Genomic DNA, 8230 nt, shown 5'->3' on the forward strand with positions numbered 1-8230 from the left:
CCCGGCGAGCCCCCGTTCGAGGAGTACAACCGGCACCTGGGACGGTACTTCCGGACATCATGCGGATTATGAATCTGCCGCTGGAGATGGAGGAGCCGTTCGTCCGCGAGAGCTATCGGCTGGCCCACCAGGTGGTGCTTTTCGAAGGGATCGCCGCGCTGCTGCGGACCCTGCACGAGCGCGGCCTCGGGCTCGCGGTCGCCACCGGCAAGGCCGGTCCACGGGCCCGGCACCTGCTGGGTGAGCTCGACATTCTGCCGATCTTCAATTATGTCATCGGCTCTGATGAGATCGCCCGTCCCAAACCGGCGCCGGACATCGTGAACCGGGCACTCGAACTGTTGGGCGTGGCGCCGAGTGAGGCGATGATGATCGGGGACGCGGTCGCCGACCTGGAGAGCGCGCGTGCGGCCGGCGTGATGGCGGTGGCCGCGCTGTGGGGCGAGGCGGACGGCGCCGAGCTGGTCGCGGCCGAGCCGGACGCGGTGCTGCGCCGGCCCGCGGAGTTGCTGTCCCTTCTCCGGCCGCACCCGGTCGAACCCGCCGGCACCGCCGGTGTCCCCGCGGCTCACAGGCCGGCCGACCGATCCTCGCCGGCGACTGAGCCGCCAGGATCGCTCCGAACAGGGAGGACAGGCCGCCCAGCAGCGCCGGGCGGATGGGCGCGGGCGGATGTCCCGGGCGGGCAAGGGCCTGGGCATGCTCGGCGACCGCCTGCGGAAATCCAGGCAGGCCGGCCGCGAACCCGCCGCCGACCACCGCCATCGCGGGATGGAGCAGTTCGGTCAGCCCGACGACGGCCGTGGCGATCGCCGCGGCGCTCTCGCCCACTGTCCGCACCGCCCAGGGGTCGGCCGCGAGCCAGGCTGCGCGCAGGTCCGCGAAGGTCACCTCCGCACCACGCCGCTGGGCGGCCCGGCGCAGGGTGGCCGGCCCAGATGCGGTTGCCTGCACACATCCGCGGCGGCCGCAGTCACAGCTGGGCCCGCCGGACGAGATGATCAGATGTCCGATCTCGCTGGAGCCGCGACCGGGCCCCGGGCAGGACCGGCCGCCGAGCACGATCCCGCCGCCGACGCCCGTCCCGACCCCCAGGTAGACCACGTTCTCACAGCCGGCCGCGTCCGCCTCCGCGAGCGCGGCCAGATCGCCGTCGTCGCCGCAGACCACGGTGGTGCCCGGCAGCAGATCCCGCAGCGCGGCGCCGAGGTCGAGCCCGGTCCAGGCCGGCCGGCCCGGCCATGTTGTGACCCGGCCGGCGGCGTTGATGGTTGCGGGCATCGCCACGCCGACGGCGTCGACCCGACCGCCCCATCGGGCGGTCAGCGCGGCAACGTGTGCGGCGAGATCGTCGATGTCCTGGGTGGCGGTCGCCGACGGCGACCACTGGAAGGTTGTCTCCACCGGCCTGACGCGACCGTCCGGTCCGTCCGGTCCGCTCGGCCTGGCCGGGCCGACCTGCTCGTCGCCTCCCGTCGGGTCCGCCACGGCCTGTGCGGCCTCGATGCGCAGCGCGACCTTGGTGCCGCCCACGTCGATACCCAGACAGCCGGTTAGAGGTTGTGCACGCATGAGCCCTCGCAGATCGTCAGGCGGGTGCCGCCGGGACGAGATCGAAGAACGAGCGGTAGAAGCCGATCTGGTGGGCGAGCATGTGGATGCCCGGATGGGTCGGCAGGCCGAGTGCGGCCGCGGCCCGCAGCAGGCGGGTGTCGGGCGGTTTCATGATGATGTCCGCCACGACGCAGCCCGCCGCGAGCCCGTCCGGCGGGAAGGGGAGCGGATCGTCTGGACGCAGGCCGAGCGGCGTGGCGTTCACCGCGAGATCGACATCGTGCAGCAGGGGTGCCGCGACGCCGACGGCGCGGCCCGGCCAGTGCTCGTCGAGGCGGGCGAGCAGGCCGTCGCGCTTCTCCCGGTCCGGATCGTAGATCGACAGCCGCGTGCTGCCGGCGTCGAGCAGCGCGGCCGCGATGGCGCTGCCGGCGCCGCCCGCGCCCACTAGCGAGACCCGCGTTCCGGCCACCGGGCGTCCGGCGGCCGTCAGCCCCCGGACGAATCCCGCTCCGTCGAAGTTGTCGGCCTGCCAGCGCCCGGACGAGCCGCGGCGCAGTGCGTTGGCGCTCCCGCTGATCGCGGCCGCCGGACTGCGTTCGTCGGCGAGGGCGCAGGCGGCGACCTTGTGCGGAATCGTGATCAGGATGCCGTCCAGGTTCTCGATGCGCCGGAGTCCATCGAGTACGGCGGGGAAGTCCGCCGGCCGGGCGTGCACCGGTACGAGGACGGCGTCGAGCCCGAGTTCGTCGAACAGCGGATTAAGTAACGACGGCGCCTGTACCTGCTTGACGGGATCCCCGACGACGGCGAACAGGCGGGTGGTGCCCGTGATGGCACGCGGGGCCGGTGGCATGGGCGTCAGGCCAGCGGCCCGCGCGGCATGTCGCCGAGCGTCTTCATGACCAGGTCTTCCGGAATGTCGCCCACCAGCTGTGGGCCGTCCGCGCCGTCGAGCACGAAGGTGAGGCCGGTGTTCGTCGACTTCTTGTCCAGACGCATCACGGCGACGAGCTCGGCGGCGTCCGCCTCAGTGGGCAGTGCCGTCGGCAGCCCGTACCCGCGGACCACGTCCAGGTGCTCGCGGACCCGATCGTCCCCGATCCGGCCGAGCTCCCCGGCGAGACGGCCGGCGAATACGGTGCCGATCGCCACCGCCTCACCGTGGCACAGCGCGAAGTCGGTGGCGCGCTCCAGCGCATGCCCCAGGGTGTGGCCGTAGTTGAGGATGTGGCGCAGGCTCGAGTCCCGTTCGTCCCGGGCGACGACGGCGGCCTTGAGCGCCACGCTGGCGGCGATCTGCTCCGTCACCGGCAGACCGCGTAGGTCCCCGGTGCCGATGAAGTGGGCCCGCGCGATCTCGCCGTAGCCGTTGATCCACTCCCGCTGGGGCAGGGTCCGCAGGTAGTCGGTGTCGCAGAGGACGGCGCTGGGTTGCCAGTAGGCGCCGAGGAGGTTCTTGCCGGCGGGCAGGTTCACCGCCGTCTTCCCGCCGACGCTCGCGTCCACCTGGGCGAGCAGGGATGTCGGGAGGTGTACCACCGCCACGCCGCGGTGGTACAGCGCCGCAGCGAGCCCGACGACGTCCGTGGTGGTCCCTCCGCCGCAGGAGATGACGACGTCTGACCGGGTCAGCCCGAAAGCCGCGAACCGGCCGCAGAGCGCCTCGACGTTCGACAGGTTCTTGTCCGTCTCGCCGTCCCGTGCGGCCAGCCGCAGCACCGGCACGCCCGGGTCGGGGACCGCGTCCTGCGGCCGCGCCGAGACGATGACGGCCCGCCGGGCGCCGATCCGCGCGACGATGTCGGGCAGGATTCGGCGGACCCCGGGACCGATATCGATCGGATAGCTGCGTGAGCCGAGGTCCACCGAGACCCGTCGATGATCGGCGGTGATCCGCTCGATCGGGCTCGTCCGCTGCGCTGTGAGCATGCCCGTCAAGGTGTGCCTTCCGGATCCGCGGTCGCGTGCTAGCGCCTGCCTGGTGCCTTGCGGTGGTGCGTTGCGGTGGTTCTGCACGGGCCGCCGCGGCAATTCTGCCGCGCCCGGGAGTCGCCCCCCTTCCGTCGGGTCGGGTGTGAGCCATCGCACCTCCTCCCGTTCGTCTTCGTCGCTCGCGCGCGCCGCCGACGCCCCGCGTGGGTCGCTGCCCCGCGTGGATCCGTGCCCTTGTGTGGATCCGCGCCCCGCGCGAATTGATGCATGGTGCACGCAGAGTAGGGTCGTGTGGTGGGTTCAGACGACGGCGCGAGGCTCGCGGCATCGCTCGGACTTCTCCTCACCCGGCCGAATCGGACGCGTCTGTTCGGGGAGCTGCTCTCCTCGGCGGACGTCGGACTCGACGAGGCTGTCTACCCCGTGCTCAACGGTCTGGCCCGCACGGGCCCGACCACGGCGCGCAAGCTGAGCATGGAGATCGGCATCGACCGTTCGGTGGTGAGTCGGCACAGTGATCGTCTCAAGGCGCTCGGGTTGCTGCGCCGTTCGGCCGATCCCGATGACGCCCGCGCGGTCCGCTTGACGCTCACCGACGAGGGCCGGGCCGCCATCGATCGCTCTCGGCGTCGGCTAGCTGACGTCTTCCAGCGCATGCTCGACGACTGGCCCGCCGAGGACGCGCGCGCCTTCGTCGCCGGCATGGATCGCTTTGTCGCGGAGGGCGCGCTCAAGCCCGCGGGGCGACCTGGATACGCCCGCGGAACATCGGGAGGCCCGTACCCACAGAGAGGCCGCCCGGCTCGGGGGGTGCCGGGCGGCCTCGATTGATGATGACATTTGGATGGCCGCCGAGACAAGTCCACGAGGACGGCAGGTTTCGGACAATAATCACCAACCGTCCCGTCCGGCGCCCCCGGGGATGAGTTCGATCAGTAGTCCGGAACCCGCGTCGAGATAGGCCTGTCGCGGGTTCCGCGCGTCCGGCCGGAGCTGCTCGACCAGGCATCCCGCGGCGACCGCCCGGTGCAGGCACGCCGGCAGGTCGTCGACCTCGTAGCCGATGGAGAACATTCCCTCGCCGCGTTGGTCGAGAATTTCCCGCCCTGTCCACGGCCGGTCGCCGGGTTCCACCAACTCGACCAGGCTGCTGCCGAAGCGGCCGAACGCGATCCGGACGTTCTTGATCATGATCGGTCGATCGCGCCAGAGGGCGGGGCCGGAGACGACCCGCGACTCCCACGCGTCGACCCGGAGGGAGACGGCGTATCGTTCCCGGGCAGCATCGAGGTCCGCGACGAGGATGCCGAGATGGTGGAACATCAGCTCGCCCAGCATCTTCTCGATGACCCGCGCCGCCAGCAGGGCGGAGGCCGGTGAATGGGGCGTGGTGCGGACGGACGGCGACGCCGGATCCGGCGTCGTCCGGATCCGGTCCTCCCGATTCTGGATGATTGTCTCCATCACCGCGGCTCCCTCCATGCCTCTGGCCCGGGCAGAGGGCGAGGACGCCGATCGTATCGTCGTCCTCCGGGCTGTTCTCGCCGTCCCGCGGGTACCATCGATTAGGACGATCCCGTCGCGGATGGACGCGGGACGGCCCCGGCCTTTAGCGGCCCGGCCTTTAGGAGTCGAAATGAAATAACTTGCGCGTTTCGAACCCTCCACAGGCCTGTGACCTGCGATGATGCTCTCGATCACGTATTTGTTACTTCATTACGTCCCCCTGGACGCCGCTATCCGAGGTGGCCGACTGCATCCACCGTACTCTTTGAAGGATCACAATCAGCGCAACCAGTACACAACGACGTACTGAACCATCTCTACGGCTTCCGGTCTCCGTAAGAGGTGCATCGATGCCGATGGGTAATCAAGCTTCCCGAATCGGAAGTTTGAGCTATATGCCGGAATTTATAATATTTGTACTATAATGTTCTGATGTCTAGGCCCGTCGGCGGGCCCGCCACATGCGAAGATGCGACGCGGGTCCCCGCCGCCGCCGAGCGAACCGTGAATCGCTTATTTCTCCGTTGTTTTAGCGTTAGATTGAGGTTTGGATCGGCCGTCCACTGATCGTGAGGGATCGTGCTCGCGGCCGACGAGGGCCACGGCGCGGTGGTCGCACGTCAGGCGAAGCTGTTCGACCTCGCAGCGGGACCGCGCTACGCGACGGCGTGGGGCGGGTGGTGCCGGGCCCAGCCGGTGACGAGCGTGCTCGCCAGCAGCAGCCCGCTGATTATCGGACCGGCGCTGAACTCCGTCGCGGTGGGTTCCAGCCCCGGCCAGGCGATCGCGAACAGGCTCAGCGAACAGGCCGCCCCGAATCCGGTCGCGGCCAGCCAGTGGCGGTGAACCAGGGGCAGCCCGGCGAGTCCCGCCGCGCCGACGCCGTGCCCGAGCAGGGTCGCTGCCAGCAGCAGGCCGCCGATGCTCCAGACCGCCTCACCCGGTAACGAGTCGAGTAGCGTGGACTCCCCGTTCCACCGGTACCGTTCATCCGGGGTCCCCGTGGGTGCGCCGGGCCAGACGAGCAGGTGGACGAGCCCGTAGCAGAGCAGGGTCAGCGCGGCGGCGACCGAGCCCAGCCGTCTCACCGCGACGGCGACCGCCGGGGAGTCGTAGGGGCGGCCGAGGCTCACGGCGTCCGTCGGCCGGGCACGGTGGCGCGCGGGATGGCCATGGATTCGATCGTCATGACGTCGGCATCCTCGGCGATGTGCGGCTCGGTCGGGGCATCGGTGATCGTGGTCGCGCCGGCTTCGGTCGCGGCAGTCAGCACGGCGGCGGCGAGGACGGGATCGAGTTCCACCGGAACGGTCCGCAGATCGAGCAGGCAGCATCCCTGCTCGACCCGGCCCAACACGGAGGGCTCGCCCTGGCGCAGGGGGGCGGCGATGACTGCCTCCAGGGCCACCGCGGCGCTCGGCAGCTCCGGACCGAAGCCGCCGAACCCTCTGATCGTCAGACCGCCCGCGGGGCCCGTCGGGGCCATGTCGTCTTCGTCTTGTGCGCCCTCGCGCTGGTGGCTGCCCGATCGACGGAATGCGGCGTCATTCGGCTGCGGCGACGATCCACCCCCGCCGTCGACGACCGCACGACTCGCTACAGCCGAGGCTGCGATGCCCGAACGCCGTAGCCACGCGGCGAGCGTCTCGGCCCGCGTCATCAGCCGTTCCGGTCGGGCGTGCAACGCCTGCCGGACAGGGGAGTCGGGGTGGCTGAGGGTGGCTTCCAGCGCGGCGAGCGTGAGCTTTCCGGCCCGCATTGCCCGGGCCATCGGATGCCGACGCATCCGGTCGATCAGGTCGGCACGTCCCAGCAGCAGGCCGCCCTGAGGCCCGCCGAGCAGTTTGTCCGCGCTGGTCGTGACCACGTCGACGCCGAAGCCGAGCCAGGTCGTGACATCGGGTTCATCGGCGAGGAGCGGCTCGGGGTGCAGCAGCCCGGAGCCGCAGTCACCGACGAGGGGGATCTCGAAGTCTGCGCAGAGCGCGGCAAGATCGTTGATCGCAGGGGTGTCAGTCAGCCCCACCACCTGATAGCTGGACGGATGCACGCGCAGCACGAGCCCGGTCTCCGGCCCGATCGCGTCGGCGTAGTCCCCGAGCGTCGTGCGGTTGGTGGTGCCGACCTCCCGCAGCCGAGCCCCGGTGCAGACCAGCAGTTCGGGCAGCCGGAACCCGTCCGCCGTCTCCACCAGCTCCCCGCGGCTCACCACGATCTCCCGCCGCCCGGCCAGCGCCGTCACCGCGAGGATCAGCCCTGCCGCGTTGTTGTTGACGATGTGCACGCCCGCCGCTGCGGGCACCGCGGCTGCCAACGCGGCCAGGGCGGTACGTCCTCGTCGTCCTCGCCGTCCGGTCCCGAGGTCAAGCTCGAGGTCGGTCGTGCCGGCTGCCAGGTCGAGGGCCGCGCGGGCGGCCGCGGACAGGGGAGCTCGGCCGAGCCCTCCGTGGAGCAGGACGCCGGTAGCGTTGATCACTGGGCGCAGCCCGGTGGTGACGCGAGCGAGCGTCATCGGTGCCGCTACCGGTGTCGTCGGGCTGTCCTGGGCCGGGGAAGCGAACAGACTTGTACGATCGATCACTCTTGGTGAAGCTAGTGCTCCTCCTCGCGGGATTCCGGACATGGCCGGGACGGCGGCGTGGCCTGTCGGGTGTCTGCCTCTGCGCGGTGCCTGCCTCGGCTGGGTGCCTGTCGGGTCGGTCCGCTGCCCTCACGGCTCTGGCCGTCCTTTCGATGATTAAAACGGCGCATGGCCGGGCCTCGGGCCTTCGGTCACCCGGACGGCCCCCCGCCCAGGTTGATCGTCGGCCAGGGTGGATCGTCGACGCTGAAGATGAGGACGACGTCGGTGTCGGAGACGAAATCGACGAGTCGTGCCCCCGCTGGTAGCAGAGCCAGCGCGTGACGGAGCTCCGCGGCGCTCGATCCTTCCCCAGCGGAGATGATGTGCCGCGAGCGGACCCCGGAGGCGAGGTCGGCAGGCGGCGGTGCAGCACCGGGGGGCTGGGACGCGGAGCGCCCCACGGTGGCGAGCGCGGCGCTGGACAACAGGGCGGCGAGCCGATGCGCCTCGTCCGGCACGAGATGCGCGACGCAGAGAACGTTGAGCAGGGCCGACTGGGTGCGGAGAACGACGACTGGGGTTCTCCGCGGGACGCTGGGCTGCGTTCCCACGGTGATGACCGTGCCGTCGATCCGGCCGATGAAGGTGATGACGTCCGGGTGAGCGTCATCC

General features: G+C 70.8%; 8 protein-coding genes and 2 pseudogenes. 3 read left to right on the plus strand and 7 right to left on the minus strand.

What is annotated here, in order from left to right; all coding sequences use genetic code 11:
• A pseudogene (locus ACY5KJ_RS14580) lies at nucleotides 1-527 on the plus strand (HAD-IA family hydrolase); the annotation flags it as partial.
• 64 nt (nucleotides 528-591) lie between these two features.
• Here ACY5KJ_RS14580 and ACY5KJ_RS14585 read toward each other — a convergent pair.
• From ACY5KJ_RS14585 to ACY5KJ_RS14595, 3 genes and pseudogenes are all read right to left on the minus strand, one after another.
• Nucleotides 592-1572: pseudogene (locus tag ACY5KJ_RS14585) on the minus strand (ROK family protein); the annotation flags it as partial.
• A gap of 16 nt (nucleotides 1573-1588) precedes the next feature.
• Nucleotides 1589-2410 carry a shikimate dehydrogenase family protein gene (locus ACY5KJ_RS14590; RefSeq protein WP_462188629.1) on the minus strand — a complete coding sequence of 274 codons (822 nt, stop codon included), beginning with the start codon at nucleotides 2408-2410 and terminating at the stop codon, nucleotides 1589-1591.
• Nucleotides 2411-2415: 5 nt separating this feature from the next.
• On the minus strand, nucleotides 2416-3486 hold the full coding sequence (locus ACY5KJ_RS14595; protein ID WP_462188635.1) for a 3-dehydroquinate synthase family protein: 1071 nt from the start codon (nucleotides 3484-3486) through the stop codon (nucleotides 2416-2418).
• A gap of 297 nt (nucleotides 3487-3783) precedes the next feature.
• Between ACY5KJ_RS14595 and ACY5KJ_RS14600 the strand changes: the two genes are divergently transcribed.
• Entirely contained in the window at nucleotides 3784-4320 is a 537-nt protein-coding gene (locus ACY5KJ_RS14600) for a MarR family winged helix-turn-helix transcriptional regulator (protein ID WP_462188630.1), read from the plus strand.
• Nucleotides 4321-4380: 60 nt separating this feature from the next.
• On the opposite strand, the gene ACY5KJ_RS14605 is transcribed toward ACY5KJ_RS14600, so the two are convergent.
• On the minus strand, nucleotides 4381-4953 hold the full coding sequence (locus ACY5KJ_RS14605; protein WP_462188636.1) for a VOC family protein: 573 nt from the start codon (nucleotides 4951-4953) through the stop codon (nucleotides 4381-4383).
• 220 nt (nucleotides 4954-5173) lie between these two features.
• On the opposite strand from ACY5KJ_RS14605, the gene ACY5KJ_RS14610 reads away from it, so the two are divergent.
• On the plus strand, nucleotides 5174-5305 hold the full coding sequence (locus ACY5KJ_RS14610) for a hypothetical protein (protein ID WP_462188631.1): 132 nt from the start codon (nucleotides 5174-5176) through the stop codon (nucleotides 5303-5305).
• A gap of 346 nt (nucleotides 5306-5651) precedes the next feature.
• On the opposite strand, the gene ACY5KJ_RS14615 is transcribed toward ACY5KJ_RS14610, so the two are convergent.
• The 3 genes from ACY5KJ_RS14615 to ACY5KJ_RS14625 all read right to left on the minus strand — a co-directional run.
• Nucleotides 5652-6128, minus strand: a complete 477-nt coding sequence (locus ACY5KJ_RS14615) for a hypothetical protein (protein WP_462188632.1) — start codon at nucleotides 6126-6128, stop codon at nucleotides 5652-5654.
• Nucleotides 6125-7507 carry an L-seryl-tRNA(Sec) selenium transferase gene (gene selA / locus ACY5KJ_RS14620; protein ID WP_462188633.1) on the minus strand — a complete coding sequence of 461 codons (1383 nt, stop codon included), beginning with the start codon at nucleotides 7505-7507 and terminating at the stop codon, nucleotides 6125-6127. Before selA ends, ACY5KJ_RS14615 begins: the two co-directional genes overlap by 4 nt.
• 260 nt (nucleotides 7508-7767) lie before the next feature.
• The coding region (locus ACY5KJ_RS14625) for a hypothetical protein (protein ID WP_462203595.1) at nucleotides 7768-8230 on the minus strand (463 nt) is incomplete at its 5' end.

The organism is Frankia sp. CcWB3 (assembly GCF_977927595.1).